The sequence below is a fragment of the Alkalihalobacillus sp. CinArs1 genome (genome assembly GCF_947387515.1).
Lineage (GTDB): Bacteria > Bacillota > Bacilli > Bacillales > Guptibacillaceae > Guptibacillus.
In genome coordinates, this window is sequence record NZ_CANDOB010000001.1 from 1089903 (window position 1) to 1106260 (window position 16358).

The following is a 16358-nucleotide window of genomic DNA, read 5'->3' on the forward strand; positions in this document are numbered from 1 at the left end:
TTATTCTTTCCAGTCCAGTCCATTAAGAAACTCGAGCACATCCTTATGAAGGACTTCCTTTTCTTTTCCTAACGTGATGACATGTGTTGAATTCTCATACCATTTTAAGCTTTTCTCATCAGATTCGATATTGTCATGGACGACATTCGCACTATCCGTATTGATCATTTCATCGTTTCTCGCTTGGACGACAAAAGTGGGTGCATAGATCATATCGATGTTATCTCTTACATCGTAGATCAAATCTCGTAATTCACCTAGTGTATTCATCGGTGTTTCCTTGAACGCTTCCATTTCCTCTTCAATCTGTTCAGGAGATTTTCGCTCGTATTTTTTATATTCTCTCGCATATGCGAGTACGCCCTCATACATTGTTTCTTCGTCTTTCATATCCATCGGCGCACACATGGGTACGATTCCCTTCACAGGAACAGTATAGCCGAGCTTTAGGGAAAATACGCCTCCGAGAGATAATCCCACTACTGCAATTTCGTCATGGCCCATTTCCTTAAGCTTGTTATATCCTTCTTGAACATCTTTCCACCAATCAGACGGACCTGTATGTACTAGTTCTTCAGGCGGCACGCCGTGTCCTTTGTATTGCGGGGCATGACAAGTGTAGCCCTGCTCCTGTAAATACCTGCCCATCATTCGGACGTCGGCTGAATTTCCTGTAAAACCATGAAGCATCAATACCGCCCTATTACCTCCTTCGAATGTAAAAGGTTTTGGTGCAACAACTTTCATGATGTGTTTCCTCCTTCAAAAGCTCTACTTCTCTCATGTAGCTTTTCCTTTGATTAGTTTGATTATAAATTCTATCTGTATTTTACCTTTTCCACCAAGGAGGCTAAAGGAAAGTGCTCCTTTTAATTTTCCTTCCCTGAATGCTTATGTAAAAAACCATTGAGTTTTAAAAAATAAAAAAGCAGCAAGTGGTTCATCACTTGCTGCCTCCTGCGTTACACGAGGTACGCAACTAAAATAGAAAGAACAAAGAATAATACGGCGAGTACGACCGTCACTTTATTTAATACGGCTTCAAAACCGCGAGCTTTTTGCTTTCCGAATAACTGTTCAGCGCCACCAGTAATTGCTCCTGATAAACCTGCGCTTTTACTTGATTGAAGCAATACGACAGTGATTAGTAAGATCGATACGATGATTAACGCAATAGATGCTGCTAGATGCATGATTCCACCTCCCGGACATTAACCTTCCAATACTATAAATTTACCACAAAAATTTCAATAAAAGCAATAAATTTCGGAAACCCTCGTTACTTTCAGCCTAACACAAAAACCCCCTCATGATTAACATGAGGGGGAGTGAATGACCTTACTTGTTAGCAAGGTTATAGAAGCTTGTCTTACCACCGTAAACTGCAAGGTGCTCAAGCTCATCTTCGATACGAAGAAGTTGGTTGTACTTCGCAACGCGATCCGTACGAGACGGTGCGCCTGTTTTAATTTGTCCAGCGTTTGTTGCAACTGCGATATCAGCGATCGTTGTATCTTCTGTTTCACCAGAACGGTGAGAGATAACAGCTGTATAACCAGCGCGCTTCGCCATTTCGATTGCTTCGAACGTTTCAGTAAGTGTACCGATTTGGTTCACTTTGATTAGAATTGAGTTACCAACGCTACGCTCGATACCTTCAGAAAGTTTGTTTGTGTTTGTAACGAATAGATCGTCACCAACAAGCTGTACTTTCTCACCAAGTGCTTGAGTCAGCTTCTCCCAGCCTTCCCAATCGTTTTCGTCTAGACCGTCTTCGATCGAGATGATTGGGTATTTTTCACAAAGCTGGCTGTAGAATTCAATCATTTCGTCAGATGTTTTTACAACACCTTCTCCAGCAAGATTGTATTTACCGTCTTTGTAGATTTCAGAAGATGCTACATCAAGAGCTAGCATAACTTCTTCGCCAGGCTTGTAGCCTGCTTTTTCAATTGCTTCGATGATCGTTTGGATCGCTTCTTCGTTTGAACCAAGGTTAGGAGCGAATCCACCTTCGTCACCTACAGAAGTGTTAAGACCTTTTTCTTTAAGAACACCTTTTAAGCTGTGGAAGATCTCTGCACCAGTACGTAGTGCTTCCTTGAAAGAAGGTGCGCCAACAGGCATAACCATGAATTCTTGGATGTCTACGTTGTTATCAGCATGTTCACCACCGTTTAGGATGTTCATCATCGGTGTTGGAAGAGTTTTCGCGTTGAATCCACCAAGGTAAACATATAGTGGAAGCTCAAGCTCTTCAGCAGCTGCACGAGCTACAGCCATAGAAACGCCTAGGATCGCGTTAGCGCCTAGTTTCGCTTTGTTGTCAGTACCGTCCATATCGATCATCATGTTGTCGATACCAAGCTGGTCGTAAACGCTCATGCCTACTAGCTCAGGAGCGATTGTTTCGTTAATGTTTGCTACTGCTTTTTCTACACCTTTACCAAGGTAACGGCCTTTGTCGCCATCACGAAGCTCAACTGCTTCGTATTCGCCAGTGGATGCACCTGAAGGTACCATTGCGCGTGCTTTTACGCCCGCATCTGTAAATACTTCTACTTCAACTGTTGGATTGCCACGAGAGTCTAGGACTTCGCGTGCATAAACGTCAGTAATGATTGGCATAATGTCATCTCCTTTTAATGTGAATTACTTAATTAACGATTTTCCTGTCATTTCTTTAGGTTGGTTTCCACCTAGTAATTCAAGAAGGGTTGGTGATAAGTCCGCAAGAATACCATCTGTACGAAGCTCTACTCCTTCTTTCGTAACGATTACAGGTACGGGACTCGTTGTATGTGCTGTCATCGCATCACCATCGAGTGTAGTCACTTCATCCGAGTTCCCGTGGTCAGCGGTAATGATTGCATTTCCGCCTTTTTCTTTAATCTTGTCAACGATCTTACCAAGACATTCGTCAACAGCTTCGATGGCTTTGACTGTAGGTTCGAGCATTCCGGAATGCCCTACCATGTCAGGGTTAGCAAAATTCAAGATGATCGCATCATGTTTATCCGCATCGAGTTCTTTTAGTAACGCGTCCGTCACTTCATAAGCACTCATTTCCGGCTTCAAATCATAGGTTGCAACCTTAGGAGAATCAATTAAAATACGCTCTTCCCCTGGGAATTCCTCTTCACGTCCACCGCTAAAGAAGAACGTTACGTGAGGATATTTTTCAGTTTCTGCGATACGAAGCTGAGTATAGTCCTGCTGAGATAGCGCCTCACCAAGCGTATTATCTAAGTTAACTGGTTTGAAAGCTACGTCTCCACCCACAGTTTCACTGAAGTGTGTCAAAGATACAAAGTAAATGTCTTTAGGACGGTTTTCTCCACGGTCAAAGCCACGGAAATCTTCGTTCGTAAAGACTTGTGAAATCTGAATTGCTCGGTCGGGACGGAAGTTAAAGAAGATGACTGCATCCTCGCTATCTACCGTCGCAATTGGAGAGCCGTCTTCTTCAGTTAGCACTGAAGGAAGAACGAACTCATCGTAGATTTCATTCTTGTAGTTATCATCGATCACTTCAAATGGATCTTTGTAAGATGGACCTTCACCATAAGCAATCGCCTGGTAAGATTTCTCTACTCGGTCCCATCGCTTATCACGATCCATCGAATAGTAACGGCCCGAAATCGTTGCAAGGCGCCCTACTCCGAGGTCGTCCATCTTATCTTGAAGCTGTTTGATGTAGGTCTTCGCTGATTTCTGACCAACATCTCTACCATCTAGAAAGCCATGAACATAAACATTCTTTACACCTTTCTTCGCTGCAAGCTCAAGTAGAGCGAAAAGGTGCTTGATGTGACTATGAATTCCACCATCTGATAGAAGGCCGAACAAGTGTAGGCTTGTTCCCTTTTCGATAGCGTGATCCATCGCTTCAATAAATGTTTGGTTTTCATAGAAGTCGCCTTCTTTAATAGCAAGGTTCACTCTCGTTAAACTTTGATATACGATACGGCCGGCACCGATATTCAAGTGTCCAACTTCAGAGTTACCCATTTGTCCTTCTGGAAGACCAACGGCCTCTCCAGACGCTTCAAGAGTTGCGTGTGGGAACTGATTCCAATAGCGATCAAAATTAGGCTTATTCGCCTGTGCTACTGCATTTCCTTTCTCTTCATCTCTTAGGCCAAAGCCATCGAGAATGATAAGAGCATTTGGCTTTTTAGGCATTCTGACCAGCCTCCAAAAGCTGTAGGAAAGACTTCGCATCAAGACTAGCGCCACCAACAAGAGCACCATCGATATCAGACTGACTCATAAGCTCTTCAATATTAGCAGGTTTTACACTGCCACCGTACTGAATTCGAACAGCGTTTGCTGTCTCTTCAGTCGTTTCTTCTTTAAGAACGTTACGAATAAATGCACAAACATCATTCGCCTGCTCGCTTGTTGCTGTTTTACCAGTTCCGATTGCCCAGATTGGTTCATAAGCAATAACAGATTGAGCAACTTGTTCGTTCGTTAAGCCAGCGATTGCTTTTTGAACTTGAACCTTCACAACGTCTTCCGTTACATTGCTTTCACGCTGTTCTAACGTTTCACCAACGCAAATGATCGGAGTCATATTGTGTTTGAACGCAGCATGGACTTTTTGATTTACGATTTCGTCCGTTTCACCAAACAGTTCACGACGCTCAGAGTGACCAAGGATGACATATTCTACGCCAAGATCGTTAAGTGCTACAGGGCTAATTTCCCCTGTGAACGCTCCGTTTTCTTCAAAGTGCATGTTTTGTGCACCAGTCATTAGCGCATTGTCTTTAAGCTCATCCGTTAGATAATCAAGGAAAAGAGCTGGAGCACAGACGACTGAATCCACGCGGTCGGCACTTGGAATTAGTCCTTTTACTTCATCTACGAAGTTCTTCGTTTCAGTAAGTGTTTTGTTCATCTTCCAGTTCCCTGCGATGATTGGTTTACGCATGTTCACTCACCATCCTTTTGGTAGTAATGTAATTTATTTATCGTTGAGTGCAACCACTCCTGGAAGGTCTTTACCCTCCATGAACTCAAGTGATGCACCGCCGCCAGTAGAAATGTGGCTCATACGATCAGCATAGCCAAACTTCTCAACAGCCGCTGCGGAGTCTCCGCCCCCGATAACTGAGTAAGTATCGTTTGCTTCAGCAAGTGCTTCAGCTACTGCCTTCGTACCATTCGCATACACATCTAGTTCGAAAACTCCCATTGGACCATTCCAAATAACGAGTTTGGAATCTTGGATAACGCTTTTGTACGTTTCTCTTGTTTTTGGTCCGATATCAAGAGCTTCCCAATCAGATGGAATTTCCTCGATGCTTACTGCTTTTGTGTTCGCATCGTTAGAAAAATCATCGCCAATGATAACGTCTTCTGGCATATAGAAATTAACGCCTTTTTCTTTCGCTTTATCCATGAAGGATTTCGCAAGCTCGATCTTATCTTCTTCAAGAAGTGATTTACCGATCTCGTGGCCGAGTGCTTTTACAAATGTATAAGCAAGACCACCACCGATGATCAAGTTGTCCACTTTATCGAGCAAGTGATCGATCACACCGATCTTATCTTTCACCTTCGCACCACCTACGATTGCAGTAAATGGACGAGAAGGCTCTGTTAACGCACTACCTAGTACTTCAAGCTCTTTTTCCATTAAGAAACCAGCTACAGCAGGAATGTGATGTGCGATCCCTTCAGTTGAAGCATGAGCACGGTGAGCTGCTCCGAATGCGTCGTTCACGAAAAGATCTGCCATTTTAGCAAATTCTTTCGCAAGATCAGCATCGTTCTTCTCTTCACCAGCTTCAAAACGTACGTTTTCGATCAATAGAAGGTCACCTTCTTCAAGATCACTGATCGCACGGTTTACTTCATCACCATAGACTGCATCTGTTTTTGTGACAGTCTTGCCAATAAGGTCACTCAAACGATCAGCTACAGGATCAAGACGAAGTTCATCGACAACTTCACCTTTTGGACGCCCAAGATGACTTGCTAAAATCACCTTTGCACCTTGCTCAGATAGATACTGAATCGTAGGAAGGGCTGCTTTGATACGCGTTTCATCTGTGACTGTTCCATTTTCCATAGGTACGTTGAAGTCAACGCGGCAAAATACCGTTTTTCCTTGCAACGCTACGTCACGAATCGATTTTTTGTTCATAGTGGGATTCCTCCTTTGCACGTCTTAATGAAGATAAATGTCTCACATAAAAAGTGACGTACTACACATTTATCCTAAAATAGAGCTAAAAAAACCAATGGAAAAGGAGGAAGGCTCCTGACTTCCTCCCCCATCATTCACAATTCTTATTATAGCCCTTTTGATGCGATGTAGTCGACTAGATCTACTACGCGGTTAGAATAACCCCACTCGTTGTCGTACCAAGAAACAACTTTAACCATGTTTCCGTCGATGTTCATTGTAGAGATTGCATCAATGATTGAAGAATGAGGGTTACCGTTGTAATCTTTTGATACTAGTGGCTCTTCGCTGTAACCAAGGTATCCTTTAAGGTCGCCTTCAGCAGCTTCTCTTAGAGCAGCGTTTACGTCATCAACTGTAACGTCTGCATCAAGCTCAGCTACTAAGTCTACTATAGATACGTTAGGAGTTGGTACACGCATAGCCATACCGTTCAACTTACCATCAAGCTCAGGAAGTACTAGAGATACAGCCTTCGCAGCACCAGTAGAAGTTGGGATGATGTTCTCAGCTGCTGCACGAGCACGACGATAATCTTTATGTGGAAGATCAAGAATTTGTTGATCGTTCGTGTAAGAGTGAACTGTTGTCATAAGACCACGCTTAATACCGAACTTGTCGTTCAATACTTTAGCAACTGGTGCTAAACAGTTAGTCGTACAAGATGCGTTTGAAAGTACGTGATGGTTTTCAGCATCGTACTTGTCTTCGTTTACACCAAGAACAACTGTGATGTCTTCGTTCTTAGCTGGAGCAGAGATGACAACTTTTTTAGCGCCTGCTTCAAGGTGCTTAGCAGCGTCTTCACGGTTTGTGAAGCGACCAGTAGATTCAACAACTACGTCTACTCCAAGGTCTCCCCAACCAAGTTGTGCAGGGTCACGTTCAGAAAGAACTTTGATTTCAGAACCGTTAACTACTAGGTTCTCACCATTAACTTCAACTTCAACGTTAAGTTCGCCATGAATTGTATCGTATTTTAAAAGGTGTGCAAGCATGTTTGCATCAGTAAGATCGTTTACTGCAACCACTTCTACGCCAGGGTTGTTAAGTGCTGCACGGAATACGTTACGACCAATACGTCCAAAACCGTTAATACCTACTTTTGTTGCCATTGTATAATTCCTCCTTGAATGTTCCTCGTTTCCCGAGGTATCTTATGTTTTATTTATTAAAGGGAATTTCCCTCTAGTAACGCTTTTGCTGCCCCCTCATCAGTGACGAGGATGCTTTGTATTCCAGTCTTCAGATAGGCTTCGATTGCTTTTGCTTTTGAGTGACCGCCTGCGACTGCAATAACAAGTTCGCTTCTTTCTAGATCTTCTAGCTGTAATCCAATGGTTTTCACTTTGTGTACAACATCTCCGGATTGGTTGAAATAGTATCCAAACGCTTCCGCAACAGCATGGTTTTCTTTGATTTTCTCTAAAACTTGACCTGTTGATTTACGTCGCACAGCCATTGTTTTAGCATCTCCAATCCCGTGAACCACAATACTGGCAGATTTGATAATTTCAAGGATTTCCTTGACGCCAGGTTCTTCGATTAATGATTGGTATGCCTCTTCACTAAGCTGATCTGGAACATGAAGCAAACGATAATCTGTATGAGCTTTACGTGCCATCTTCGCGCAGATCGTGTTAGCCTGGTTTTCAACTTGTTCACCAAGACCACCACGAGCCGGTACGAATAATGTTCCATCCATGTCAAGAGAAGGAACCATCATATCAGCTACACTCGCGAGCGTGGTGCCGCCCGTCACAGCTACGACTTTACTTTCAAGCTGAAACCTTTTCAAGCGTCCCACTGCGGCTCTGCCCATTTCTTTCTTTACCCAGGGGGTAACATCGCTGTCACCGGGTACAATAAGTACTTCTGGAATACCAAGTTTATCTTTCAACCGTTCTTCCAGATTATCAAGACCAGAAACTTCATTCATAACAGGTTCGAGCTCCATCAATAGCTGCTCACCTTCCTCAGTAAGCTGCATCCCTTGAATGGACATATCCAGCAAACCCTGGTCTTTAAGGAAAGTCACTTCACTTCTGAGAACTCTTTCTGTTATATCCAGACTGTTCGCAAGGCTTCTGCGACCAATTGGTTGCGTGAGCCTCAGTTGCCTGAGAACACGATACCGTTTGTTCATAACCTCTAATAAGTCTGGTAGTAGTTTTTGTTGAAGTGCGAGTAATGAGCGCATTGTTCGTCTCCCCTGCAGGTTCTTTTTTTATTCTCGAGACGTATTATGTCCCGGTTAGACATTTTCAGTCCCACCCGAATCAAAAAAAGAACGTCTTACAAATTTCATTGTAGCAGTTGCCAACTACATGGGCAACTATGATATACTTAAAAATTTAAAGTAAGCGTTTTCTTACGTTTTTTCTAGAGATTCGGCCATAATCAACGATTTCTCCATCCACTTCAACCACCGGAATCATCACCATAAACTTCTCCAGCAGAGCTTCATCTTGATAGATATCAACTGATTCTATCTTAAAATCAATTTCGGTTTGAAGATCCTCAAGGATATAATACGCTTCGTCACAAAGAGGACACGTCTCTTTCGTGTATAACATAACCGTTTTACTCATCCTTTAAACCCCTTTCCTATACCATTCTAACCTTATAAGAACATTATTCGCAAAAAAACAGCTGCTTCCGCAGCTGTTATACAAAACGCTTCCTTCTCGATGAACCGGGTATCCCCAATTCTTCACGATATTTGGCAATCGTTCGTCTCGATACTTGTATTCCTTTTTGTATATGAAGAGCCTCTACGATCTTTTGATCCGAAAGCGGCTTCTTTTTATCTTCCTCTTCTACAAACTCTTTAATGAAGATCTTTACACTAGATGAAGAGGTTCCTGTCTCTGTTTCACCAGAAAGTCGAGAAGTAAATAGATCCTTCAACGCATATAGGCCTTGAGGCGTCTGCACATATTTATTCTTTATAGCTCGACTTACCGTTGACTCATGCACGCCCGCTTCATTTGCTACTTCCTTAAGCGTAATTGGTCTTAGCTCACTAAGTCCCGTTTGAAGAAAAGAGGTCTGCTGTCCGATAAAGACGGTCATGATCGATCTTAGAGTATGCTTGCGTTGTTCGATACTCTTCATCAGCCAGTTTACTTGCTGATACTTCCCTTTAATATAGTGACCGACTTCCCCCTTTTCAAACGACTGATAAGCCGTACTTACCTTCATCGAAGGAAGTTCATCATCTAATAGTTTGATCGTGTATGTTCCTTCGTTCTCTTTAATGATTATGTCAGGGGCTACATAATAAGGCTTTTCGTTATACCATTTTGAGCCCGGTCTCGGATCAAGAGCAGCTATGACATCTGATGCGAGCTGGATATCCTGAAGTTTCACATGATACTCTTTTGAAAGCTCTCGAAATTTCTTTTCTGCTAGCGCTTTCAAATTTTCGTTTACTAATTTGCGAGCAAGGGTGTGTACCTCTGAAGTTGAACGTAACTGTAAACTTAAACACTCTGCTAGATTTCGTCCACCTATTCCTGGTTCAAGTGATTGTAATACACGTACCGCTTCTTCATACTCTTGATTTGTCAGCTGAAATTGCATGATCACTTCATGATCACGTATACGTAAATAGCCAGCTTCATCTATATTGTCTATCAAGTAATGAATCACTTTCGCTTGGTGAGGGCATAAGTTCAAACACCGCACTTGTTCGTGAAGCTCTTCATTCAAACTCTTGCCTCGTTCAGCAACATAGTCTAAGGAGTCGGCACGCTCTCCTCGGCCAGCGGCTTTCGCACGAATACCCGTATCCCATGATGGTGTATGAAGTTCGATAAGAGGATTCTCAAGTGCTTCTTCTTTTATATAATCCAACAGCTCTAAAGTCGAATATTGAAGAATGGATATTGCCTGACGCAATTGAGTTGTCATTACGAGTTGCGTTGTCTGCTTCTGTATTAATCCTAGTTCCATCGCAATCCCTCCACCTTTATCATACTATATTGATTCAACATATGGTAAGAGGAAAGTGAAAATGACCAGAATTTTCAATCATTTAATACGCCTCGATTTCACAAAAATGAGCAATGCGCCCACTCACTCCCCATCATTCGACATACAGTATAGTACAGAGAGAAAAAAGGAGGCAAAAACCATGGATTTGACTGTATATGGTATTGCTTTGCTTCCAGTCATCATTGGAATCGTCCAACTCTTCAAGATATTTGGTTTTCCGGCTAGATTTCTACCGTTGCTTTCTATTGGTGTAGGAATCGTCATGAGCTATATTTATATTGATCCGGATATCAAAAAAGCTTTTTTGATTGGACTTTGGCTAGGATTATGCGCTTCTGGTATGCATTCAGGCTTAAAGCATACGATGAATGGGGCAAGCAAGAAACCAAGTGACCGAGAAGATGACAAGCCAGGTAAGAAGCAATAATCTAACTTTTTAAGAGTGGACAAGGTTCACTCTTTTTCTTTGTCTTGATGCTCTTCTCCAAGATCCAACCAGCTCAGCATCTCTTTAACAACGTTATTTAGCTTTTTGTTCACGATTTGATCTCCGTACACTTTTTTTGCTTTTTCAATCGTTTCTACTACTTGTGGTTCAAATTGAATGAGCGGCATATCTTCTTCTGATTCATTGTACAATTCCACAACGTTCTCAAGTCCCTCTGTGATGCGATCGATCGCATCACTTAACGACTTACTTTCTCCGCTATTTACTTTCAAAGAAATCCCTACCTTCAGCACAGTTATAGCTCTAGTGTTTGTCACTTTCAACCAAAAAATCACCTTGCAAAAAAAAACCTTGTCACGTATAATTATCCTTGCCCTTAACGTATGCGCCCGTAGCTCAGTAGGATAGAGCGGTGGTTTCCGGTACCACGTCTGTCGGGGGTTCGAATCCCTCCGGGCGCGCCAACTACATAATTACAACCCCTTTTCATTCCGAAAAGGGGTTTTTTGCGTCTTCCCCTTTATAAAATGGGGTTCTTGACGTCTCATTCGTCTCATAGTATTGTAAAACCAAACATACGTTCTTACAGGCGGTGAAGATCATGTTCCGACTAAGTAAAGAGGAAGCAAGTGCTGTTCGGGATTATTTATTGCTTCCTTATGTTAAAAAGGTACTGGAGCTCGATGCTGCATGGATTCATCGTTCTAAGATGAAGCTTCCACGCCCTTATTTGGAACTGATCAATCAAGCTTTCACTCTCGCTTCCACAGATTTAAAAGAAGCAAAATCAGTCCTTCATAAGCAACACATCAAAACTTCAGTTCAGGATACAAAGGAAGATATCGTCATCTATACTGTCTATTGTCGTGGATACAACCAAACGTATCGGTACACGTCAGTCCAAATTAGAAACCTTGTTGAAAGAAGAATTGCGGGTTACTTTTTAAGCGATCACCGATTTAAAAAAAGACAGATTCGTTCTGTTTAAAACGGTTGTCAGCGGGGAAAATGGAGATATGTAGAACCATCGATGTGCTGGCGAAAAAATTAATAGTCAAAAAGAACAGCACTTTATTTGACCTATATTGACCTTTTCGGTATGATGAACCTACAGCAACTACATATTTGAATGAATAAAAGGGAGGAATTTTATTATGGTATTAATTCCAACGGTTATCGAACAAACAAACCGCGGTGAAAGAGCATATGACATCTACTCTCGTCTTCTCAAGGACCGCATTATCATGCTTGGAACTGCAATCGACGACAACGTATCGAACGCAGTTGTAGCTCAGCTTCTTTTCCTAGCTGCAGAAGATCCAGATAAAGATATCTCTCTTTATATCAATAGTCCAGGTGGATCAATCACAGCTGGAATGGCAATCTACGATACAATGCAGTTCATTAAACCTAAAGTATCTACAATCTGTATCGGAATGGCTGCTTCAATGGGAGCGTTCCTACTAGCGGCTGGTGAGCCTGGTAAACGTTATGCACTTCCAAATAGTGAAGTCATGATTCACCAACCACTCGGTGGTACACAAGGTCAGGCTTCTGATATCGAAATTCATGCGAAGCGTATCATTCAAATGCGCGAAAAGCTCAACAAAATTCTTGCAGAGCGTACTGGTCAGCCTCTCGATACGATCGAACGCGATACGGATCGTGACCGTTTCATGGAAGCTCTTGAAGCAAAAGAATATGGTTTGATCGACGAAGTTATGGAGAAAAAAGCATAAATAAAAAAAGGTTGCCGTGATGGCAACCTTTTTTATTTAGTCTTCTTTATGAATGAAGTCGACCAGAGATGAAACAGCATCTTCTTCGTCGTTTCCATCTACTGTTAAGACAACAGAAGAACCAGAGCCCACTGCAAGGCTCATGATTCCCATGATACTCTTCGCATTTACCTTTTTACCGTCTTTTTCAAGAAAAATATCTGAATTAAATCGATTTGCCTCTTGAACAAAGAGTGCTGCAGGTCTTGCTTGTAATCCTGTATCTAACGTTACGACAACTTCTTTTTGAACCACTTTTCCATTCCTCCTTTATTTATAAGAAAGCGCTATCTTTATTGATGAAAAAAATAAGTATATGTGTTTGTTATTGATTTGCTACGTACTTACCAACAGCATTCCATTTATTAAGACTTCTAAACGTCCCAACGCTATGTTCTCAAGGCTTAGAATAGTAGAAAATCAAGCCCGCACTACTCGCGCAGGCTGTAATATTTCTGCTTATGTTATTGGCTTTCCTGCACGGAGCTTTTCAGCTAACTGATCGATCTTTCGAAGTCTGTGATTGATCCCTGACTTACTGATCGCACCTCCAGTCAACATCTCTCCAAGTTCCTTAAGGGTAACATCCTGATGCTTCACTCGAAGTTCAGCAATTTCTCTCAATTTATCAGGTAGGATATCTAATCCAACTTCATTTTGTATAAACCGAATGTTTTCAACCTGTCGGAATGCAGCACCAACTGTTTTATTTAGATTAGCTGTTTCACAATTTACGATCCGATTAACAGAGTTTCTCATATCTTTCATGATGCGAACATCCTCAAAATAAAGCAATGCCTTATGGGCTCCTACTACACTTAAAAACTCTGTAATTTTCTCGCCCTCTTTGATATAAACGATGTATCCTTTTTTGCGCTCGAGCATCTTTGCATTAAGATCGAACTGATTCATAAGCTTACACAATGAATCCGTATGCTCCTCATACATCGAGAATATTTCTAAGTGATAAGAAGTTTCAGGGTGATTGATCGATCCTCCTGCGAGAAAGGCTCCTTTCAAGTATGCTCGTTTGCAACAAGCCTTTTTCGTAAAATCACTAGAAATGTTTCTTGTAAACATGAACGCATTGTCCATAATACCTAAATCCTCAAGGAGATCTCTAGCACTCGAGGAAACACGAACAATGTAGACATTATTTTTTTTAAGACGCATCTTTTTACGTACGAGTAATTCGACATCGTAATTATAAAGACGTTTGATAAGCGTATAGATCCTTCTCGCGATTGCAGCATGTTCAGTAGGTATATCAAGGATCAGTTGTCTGTTCCCAAATGATATGGACCCATTCATTCGAATGAGTGCTGCGAGCTCTGATCTAGAGCAGCACGCTTTACTTTCGAGCTGTGTTAATTCTTTCTTTGTATCGGCAGCAAATGACATCGCTATCCCCCCTTTACCATGCAGGGGCCCATTGACCCATCACCATCACTTTTTATCTTCTAATAATGACAGTAGAATCGAAGATATCTTGATGGCATCGTGGCGTACATATTTCTCATCATATTGAATAATTTTATCACTGATTACTTCAAAACCAAAGCTCTTCAACCTATTTTCGTCATATTGCACAACCTCTGCCTGTTCTTTTGCATAGCGTTTTGCATAATAAGTTGGGATGACCTGTTTGTTAACAATGATCGTTTCAATAAGCTTGTAATCAATATGATCAATGAGTGCCTGCACATGGTCACTTGCAGTATAATTTTCTGTTTCACCTTGCTGAGTCATGACGTTACACACATACACTTTCCTAGCATTGGAGTGACTGATTTCATCCGCAATGCCGGGTACAAGTAGGTTTGGTAGTATGCTTGTATAAAGACTCCCAGGACCAAGGACGATTAAGTCAGCGTTTCGAATCGCTTCCAAAGAATCTGGTAAAGCTTTTATCCCAGGAGGCGAGAGAAATACTTTCTTAATCGTTTTATTCGTTTTAGGAATTTGAGACTCACCTTTTACGAACGTTCCATCTCGCATTTCAGCATGAAGAACGACACTTTGATTCGAAGCTGGAAGGACTTTACCTCGTACATTCAGTACGCGACACATCTCCCGAACTCCTTGGACAAAATCTCCTGTAATATCCGTCATAGCGGCTAACATGAGGTTTCCTAGTGAATGACCGGATAATCCGTTACCATTTTTGAATCGATGTTGCATCAAGCCTTCTAATAAAGGCTCGACTTCAGCTAGTGCAGTGATGACGTTTCGTACATCACCCGGTGGAGGGATATCAAATTCATCACGTAAGCGACCTGAGCTTCCACCATCATCAGCTACTGTTACGATAGCCGTAATATCGACCGGGAATGTCTTAAGTCCACGAAGCAATACCGAAAGGCCGGTCCCTCCACCGATTACGACGACCTTCGGAAGTTTTGTGTCTGTCATATTATTTGCTACCCTTTCCTTTTTCAATATCCCTGTGCGTGATGTTCGTTCGATACTCACTTTCAAAATGATGGCCGATGTGTTCAGCGAAAGCAACAGATCGATGCTTTCCGCCTGTACACCCTATGCCGATAACGAGCTGACTTTTTCCTTCCCTTTTGTATTGCGGAAGCATGTACGCCAGCATATCGATCAATTTATTTAAGAATGTCTGCGTTTCTTTCCACTTAAATACATAGTTCGATACTTCTTCATCTACTCCTGTTTTAGGACGCAAGTGCTCAACATAATGTGGGTTAGGCAAGAACCGAATATCGAAAACAAGGTCAGCGTCGATCGGAATACCGTATTTAAATCCAAATGACATGACGTTCACTCCAAAGTTTTCTTTTTCGTTAGAGGAGAACCGGTCCATAATTTTTTCTCTTAGCTGAACAGGCTTGATATCGCTCGTATCGATGATTTGCTGAGAACGTCCTTTCAGTTCCTCGAGCATTTCACGCTCTACTTTTATGCCTTCGAGTGGTAGCCCTTCCGGCGCAAGGGGGTGAGATCGTCTCGTTTCTTTATATCGTCGAACGAGCGCTGAGTCACTAGAATCAAGGTACAGAATTTCAGCATCTAATTGCTCATTGGTTCTTAGTAAATCAACTGCTTCTAAAAGATGCTCAAAGAAATCTCCACCTCTTAAGTCCATGACTAGAGCAACTTTATCTAACTTACCTTCGGAGTTTTCGATCATCTCAACAAACTTCGGCAGCAGTGCAGGTGGTAAATTGTCGATGCAGAAATACCCCATATCTTCAAAACACTGCATCGCTACGGTTTTACCAGCACCACTCATTCCAGTAATAATGACCATATGAATACGCTTATCGATTAGTTCGGCCATTTTCCCCACTCCATTTCTCAATTCTCTAATTATGATATGACGATCAACGTATTAAGATGGATCTAGTCGGTATGATAGTAACTTAAAGTCAGGTGTATACGTAAATGTTCCATATATAATGCCGTGTCCCTTCATCATATAATCAAGAATATGATAGTCTCCAGGAGCCATCGGCAGTTCACTCACTTCGTCTGCATCTACCCACGCTACTTTTCCTTCCTCTGACTGCTCAACGGGTTCTCCGTCATACTTTGTTGAGAGGAATGTAAACATCATCCATTCAGATTTAATCACGTCATTTTCTTTAATAATAAAGGTAAAGATTCCTTTTAACTTCGGGTCTTTTAAATAAACACCAGTTTCTTCTCGAAACTCCCTAATGACCGAATCTCGGATCGATTCTTCTGATTCCATCTTTCCACCAGGTGCAACCCACCAACCTCGTCTTGGTTTTTGTAGGAGTAGAACTCGATTATTAGGTTCGTCGAATAAGATACAGTTTGTTACGCGTTGCACAATTACCACCTCAATTCGGCATCTTCTATTTTGGATTAGGCTTTTATATTTAAACGTTCAATAATCTAAATTTCTAATCATAGTATACTATGATTGTTTAGCATGAACAATGTA

General features: G+C 41.8%; 19 protein-coding genes and 1 tRNA gene. 4 read left to right on the forward strand and 16 right to left on the reverse strand.

All coding sequences use genetic code 11. From position 1 onward, the window contains the following. The 10 genes from PFZ69_RS05710 to rpoN all read right to left on the reverse strand — a co-directional run bounded on the left by PFZ69_RS05710 (nucleotide 1) and on the right by rpoN (nucleotide 10156). Entirely contained in the window at nucleotides 1-750 is a 750-nt protein-coding gene (locus PFZ69_RS05710; RefSeq protein WP_270180626.1) for an alpha/beta hydrolase, read from the reverse strand. Nucleotides 751-962: 212 nt separating this feature from the next. Continuing rightward, nucleotides 963-1193: a preprotein translocase subunit SecG gene (secG, locus tag PFZ69_RS05715; RefSeq protein WP_270180044.1), complete on the reverse strand. Its 231-nt coding sequence runs from the start codon at nucleotides 1191-1193 to the stop codon at nucleotides 963-965. Nucleotides 1194-1338: 145 nt separating this feature from the next. Beyond that, nucleotides 1339-2628, reverse strand: coding sequence for a phosphopyruvate hydratase (gene eno / locus PFZ69_RS05720; RefSeq protein ID WP_270180045.1), 1290 nt, complete (start codon nucleotides 2626-2628; stop codon nucleotides 1339-1341). 24 nt (nucleotides 2629-2652) lie between these two features. After that, on the reverse strand, nucleotides 2653-4185 hold the full coding sequence (gene gpmI, locus PFZ69_RS05725; RefSeq protein ID WP_270180046.1) for a 2,3-bisphosphoglycerate-independent phosphoglycerate mutase: 1533 nt from the start codon (nucleotides 4183-4185) through the stop codon (nucleotides 2653-2655). Beyond that, a complete protein-coding gene (gene tpiA / locus PFZ69_RS05730) occupies nucleotides 4178-4939 on the reverse strand; it encodes a triose-phosphate isomerase (RefSeq protein ID WP_270180047.1) in 762 nt (253 codons plus the stop codon). The genes gpmI and tpiA overlap by 8 nt, the downstream gene beginning before the upstream one ends. A gap of 33 nt (nucleotides 4940-4972) precedes the next feature. Next, nucleotides 4973-6157: a phosphoglycerate kinase gene (locus tag PFZ69_RS05735; protein WP_270180048.1), complete on the reverse strand. Its 1185-nt coding sequence runs from the start codon at nucleotides 6155-6157 to the stop codon at nucleotides 4973-4975. Between the two features lie 149 nt (nucleotides 6158-6306). Continuing rightward, a complete protein-coding gene (gap, locus tag PFZ69_RS05740; protein ID WP_270180049.1) occupies nucleotides 6307-7314 on the reverse strand; it encodes a type I glyceraldehyde-3-phosphate dehydrogenase in 1008 nt (335 codons plus the stop codon). A 56-nt stretch (nucleotides 7315-7370) separates the two neighbouring features. After that, complete coding sequence (locus PFZ69_RS05745) at nucleotides 7371-8399, reverse strand: sugar-binding transcriptional regulator (RefSeq protein WP_270180050.1); 1029 nt, start codon at nucleotides 8397-8399, stop codon at nucleotides 7371-7373. Nucleotides 8400-8553: 154 nt separating this feature from the next. Next, nucleotides 8554-8790: a glutaredoxin family protein gene (locus PFZ69_RS05750; protein ID WP_270180051.1), complete on the reverse strand. Its 237-nt coding sequence runs from the start codon at nucleotides 8788-8790 to the stop codon at nucleotides 8554-8556. A gap of 76 nt (nucleotides 8791-8866) precedes the next feature. Next, on the reverse strand, nucleotides 8867-10156 hold the full coding sequence (gene rpoN / locus PFZ69_RS05755) for an RNA polymerase factor sigma-54 (RefSeq protein ID WP_270180052.1): 1290 nt from the start codon (nucleotides 10154-10156) through the stop codon (nucleotides 8867-8869). A 181-nt stretch (nucleotides 10157-10337) separates the two neighbouring features. Here rpoN and PFZ69_RS05760 point away from each other — a divergent pair, with 181 nt between their 5' ends. Next, a complete protein-coding gene (locus PFZ69_RS05760; RefSeq protein ID WP_270180053.1) occupies nucleotides 10338-10625 on the forward strand; it encodes a hypothetical protein in 288 nt (95 codons plus the stop codon). Between the two features lie 26 nt (nucleotides 10626-10651). Here the strand turns inward: PFZ69_RS05760 and PFZ69_RS05765 are convergent, their stop codons facing one another. Next, a complete protein-coding gene (locus PFZ69_RS05765) occupies nucleotides 10652-10963 on the reverse strand; it encodes an atypical membrane-integrating protein (Mistic protein) (RefSeq protein ID WP_270180627.1) in 312 nt (103 codons plus the stop codon). A gap of 68 nt (nucleotides 10964-11031) precedes the next feature. Here PFZ69_RS05765 and PFZ69_RS05770 point away from each other — a divergent pair. The 3 genes from PFZ69_RS05770 to clpP all read left to right on the forward strand — a co-directional run bounded on the left by PFZ69_RS05770 (nucleotide 11032) and on the right by clpP (nucleotide 12385). Continuing rightward, a tRNA-Arg gene (locus tag PFZ69_RS05770) sits at nucleotides 11032-11110 on the forward strand. Between the two features lie 137 nt (nucleotides 11111-11247). Next, nucleotides 11248-11634: a hypothetical protein gene (locus PFZ69_RS05775; protein ID WP_270180054.1), complete on the forward strand. Its 387-nt coding sequence runs from the start codon at nucleotides 11248-11250 to the stop codon at nucleotides 11632-11634. Between the two features lie 166 nt (nucleotides 11635-11800). Then, nucleotides 11801-12385, forward strand: coding sequence for an ATP-dependent Clp endopeptidase proteolytic subunit ClpP (gene clpP / locus PFZ69_RS05780; protein ID WP_270180055.1), 585 nt, complete (start codon nucleotides 11801-11803; stop codon nucleotides 12383-12385). Between the two features lie 36 nt (nucleotides 12386-12421). On the opposite strand, the gene PFZ69_RS05785 is transcribed toward clpP, so the two are convergent. The 5 genes from PFZ69_RS05785 to PFZ69_RS05805 form a co-directional block, all read right to left on the reverse strand. Next, entirely contained in the window at nucleotides 12422-12679 is a 258-nt protein-coding gene (locus PFZ69_RS05785) for an HPr family phosphocarrier protein (RefSeq protein WP_270180056.1), read from the reverse strand. Between the two features lie 204 nt (nucleotides 12680-12883). Beyond that, the gene (gene whiA, locus PFZ69_RS05790; protein WP_270180057.1) at nucleotides 12884-13825 is read right to left on the reverse strand and encodes a DNA-binding protein WhiA; all 942 of its coding nucleotides are present in this window, start codon (nucleotides 13823-13825) and stop codon (nucleotides 12884-12886) included. Nucleotides 13826-13870: 45 nt separating this feature from the next. Continuing rightward, entirely contained in the window at nucleotides 13871-14836 is a 966-nt protein-coding gene (locus PFZ69_RS05795; RefSeq protein ID WP_270180058.1) for a gluconeogenesis factor YvcK family protein, read from the reverse strand. A gap of 1 nt (nucleotide 14837) precedes the next feature. Next, entirely contained in the window at nucleotides 14838-15728 is an 891-nt protein-coding gene (rapZ, locus tag PFZ69_RS05800; RefSeq protein ID WP_270180059.1) for an RNase adapter RapZ, read from the reverse strand. Nucleotides 15729-15779: 51 nt separating this feature from the next. Beyond that, a complete protein-coding gene (locus PFZ69_RS05805; protein WP_270180060.1) occupies nucleotides 15780-16253 on the reverse strand; it encodes an 8-oxo-dGTP diphosphatase in 474 nt (157 codons plus the stop codon). Nucleotides 16254-16358 lie beyond the last annotated feature (105 nt).

What these genes read in the sequence shown, in the direction of transcription:
- PFZ69_RS05760 (WP_270180053.1), top strand. Translation starts at nt 10,338, where the DNA reads ATGGATTTGACTGTATATGGTATTGCTTTGCTTCCAGTCATCATTGGA.
- PFZ69_RS05735 (WP_270180048.1), bottom strand. Translation starts at nt 6,157, where the DNA reads ATGAACAAAAAATCGATTCGTGACGTAGCGTTGCAAGGAAAAACGGTA.
- tpiA (WP_270180047.1), bottom strand. Translation starts at nt 4,939, where the DNA reads ATGCGTAAACCAATCATCGCAGGGAACTGGAAGATGAACAAAACACTT.
- eno (WP_270180045.1), bottom strand. Translation starts at nt 2,628, where the DNA reads ATGCCAATCATTACTGACGTTTATGCACGCGAAGTCCTAGACTCTCGT.
- rpoN (WP_270180052.1), bottom strand. Translation starts at nt 10,156, where the DNA reads ATGGAACTAGGATTAATACAGAAGCAGACAACGCAACTCGTAATGACA.
- PFZ69_RS05745 (WP_270180050.1), bottom strand. Translation starts at nt 8,399, where the DNA reads ATGCGCTCATTACTCGCACTTCAACAAAAACTACTACCAGACTTATTA.
- PFZ69_RS05795 (WP_270180058.1), bottom strand. Translation starts at nt 14,836, where the DNA reads ATGACAGACACAAAACTTCCGAAGGTCGTCGTAATCGGTGGAGGGACC.
- rapZ (WP_270180059.1), bottom strand. Translation starts at nt 15,728, where the DNA reads ATGGCCGAACTAATCGATAAGCGTATTCATATGGTCATTATTACTGGA.
- PFZ69_RS05750 (WP_270180051.1), bottom strand. Translation starts at nt 8,790, where the DNA reads ATGAGTAAAACGGTTATGTTATACACGAAAGAGACGTGTCCTCTTTGT.
- whiA (WP_270180057.1), bottom strand. Translation starts at nt 13,825, where the DNA reads ATGTCATTTGCTGCCGATACAAAGAAAGAATTAACACAGCTCGAAAGT.
- clpP (WP_270180055.1), top strand. Translation starts at nt 11,801, where the DNA reads ATGGTATTAATTCCAACGGTTATCGAACAAACAAACCGCGGTGAAAGA.
- secG (WP_270180044.1), bottom strand. Translation starts at nt 1,193, where the DNA reads ATGCATCTAGCAGCATCTATTGCGTTAATCATCGTATCGATCTTACTA.
- PFZ69_RS05775 (WP_270180054.1), top strand. Translation starts at nt 11,248, where the DNA reads ATGTTCCGACTAAGTAAAGAGGAAGCAAGTGCTGTTCGGGATTATTTA.
- gap (WP_270180049.1), bottom strand. Translation starts at nt 7,314, where the DNA reads ATGGCAACAAAAGTAGGTATTAACGGTTTTGGACGTATTGGTCGTAAC.
- gpmI (WP_270180046.1), bottom strand. Translation starts at nt 4,185, where the DNA reads ATGCCTAAAAAGCCAAATGCTCTTATCATTCTCGATGGCTTTGGCCTA.